The 1963-nt window shown below is 62.0% G+C and carries 1 protein-coding gene and 1 pseudogene; both read left to right on the top strand.

Annotated features, from left to right (window positions below; translation table 11 throughout):
* Positions 1–104: 104 nt before the first annotated feature.
* Entirely contained in the window at positions 105–1070 is a 966-nt protein-coding gene (locus VFE81_RS00265; RefSeq protein WP_325042671.1) for a tyrosine-type recombinase/integrase, read from the top strand.
* A 402-nt stretch (positions 1071–1472) separates the two neighbouring features.
* A pseudogene (locus tag VFE81_RS00260) lies at positions 1473–1963 on the top strand (hypothetical protein); the annotation flags it as partial.

Below are 1963 nucleotides of genomic sequence, written 5' to 3'. Positions count from 1 at the left end.
CTGCCCGAATACATCGCCGGGCTGATCTGCGAGCGCTCACCCAGGATCGGCCGGATCCGCAACCTGCGCATCCTGTAAGTCAGGATTACCAAGGAAGGTCTCTCATGCCGTCACGCCCCGATACCGGTCGTGCGATCGCCGAACGGATGGACCGTCCCCTGACCGCTGCGGAATTTCACCAGCTTGCCGCGGTGCCGGCCGAGGCCGAGTGGTTTGCCAATCTCGACAATCCGCAGACCCGGCGCGCGTACCAAACTGACCTGCAGGACTTCATGGGTTTCGCCGGGATCTGGCAGCCGGACGAATTCCGCATCGTCACCCGCGCGCATGTGCTCGCCTGGCGCAAGGTGCTCGAAACGCGCGCGCTGTCGGGCGCCACGATCCGGCGCAAGCTCGCCGCGCTGTCGTCGCTGTTCGAGTACCTGTGCGAAAGGAATGCGGTCGACTTCAATCCGGTCAAGGGCGCGAAGCGTCCGAAGGTCGACAGTAACCAGGGCAGGACGCCCGCGCTCGGCGATCATCAGGCCCGCGTGCTGCTCGATGCGCCCGATCCGGCGACGCTCAAGGGCAAACGCGACCGCGCGCTACTGTCCGTTCTGCTGTATCACGGCCTTCGGCGGGAGGAGCTGTGCAAGCTCACGGTTCGCGACATCCACGCCCGGCGCGGCGTCCTCCATCTGCGTGTTCACGGCAAGGGCAACAAATTGCGCTATCTGCCGTTGCATGCAGGCAGCGCCGGGCGCATCCACGCTTATCTCGAGGTCGCCGGACATGGCGAAGCGCCGGATGCCCCACTCTTTCAACCGGCACGAAGAAAGACCCATGCAGCATTGACTGCCGATGGCGTCTACAAGATCGTGCTCGCGTACGCGGCAGCCGTGCACATCGACGTGCAGGGTTTCGGTGTGCACAGTCTGCGGGCCACGGCGGCGACCAATGCACTGGAGCACCAAGCGGATATCGCTAGCGTGCAGGAATGGCTCGGTCACGCCAATATCGCCACGACACGGATTTATGACCGGCGCAGGAGCCGCCCGGAAGACTCTCCAACATTTCGGGTTTCGTACTAAAAGCGCGATCCGCCATCGGCCATATGTAGCGGGCACTCGCTGGTTCGCTGATTGAGTCGCTGGTGTGGCCGGTCTACCCCTAGGACCGGGCGTCAGGACTTTTCCATCCCTCTTCCATTTCAGGCGGCGTCCCGCTCCCGATCTCCAACATCCCAGCGCGCGCGAGATCCGCGAGCCCGCGTGGAATGCGCACTGAGAATGCGCAAAAGCTGGCGTTCCAGGATCCCTGGCGCTAATTTTTTCGGATTCCCCAAACCTCTCTCATCAAAATCGGCTCTCCGAATTTTCCCGGCTATGCGTATCACCTCATTTGCGTTCGTGAGAATCTAGTTTGTCGCCTTAGAAGCGACTCCGTCGCTTCGAAAGCGACAAATTTTTTTCTCATCCACCTACGAGGTTGAAATGGACCGCATCGATTCAGTTGTTTTGACGCAAAATACGGGCTACGCGCCGCTTGGAGAACGCTTCAATCAGCGCACCGTAAAGAAAACGGAAAGGTTGCCGTTTACGATAAAGGTGGTAAGTAACCTGGCGGAGCTCGCTAAGGCCGTCGAGATGCGCCGCGCCGCCTATCTGCGCCACTTGCCGGAATTCGCCGAGACCATGGGCGTCGAGGCGTTGGATGGCGCGCCCGGCACGGTCGTGCTGCTCGCTCAATCGCGGCTGGACGGCGGCCCGATCGGCACCATGCGGGTCCAGACGAACGCATTCGATCCGCTTGCCGTCGAACAATCGGTCCGCCTGCCGGACTGGCTGGGCGAGGCGCGCCTCGCCGAGGCGACGCGACTCGGCGTCGCGCGCGGTGCGATCGGTCGGATAGTGAAGGTGGCGCTATGCAAGGCGTTTTTCATGTATTGCGCGCAGAACGGGGTCGACTGGATGTTAATTACGGC

Source organism: Paraburkholderia sp., from assembly GCF_035656215.1.
GTDB lineage: Bacteria > Pseudomonadota > Gammaproteobacteria > Burkholderiales > Burkholderiaceae > Paraburkholderia.
This window is presented reverse-complemented; position numbering and strand designations above follow the sequence as displayed.

What these genes read in the sequence shown, in the direction of transcription:
- VFE81_RS00265 (WP_325042671.1), top strand. Translation starts at nt 105, where the DNA reads ATGCCGTCACGCCCCGATACCGGTCGTGCGATCGCCGAACGGATGGAC.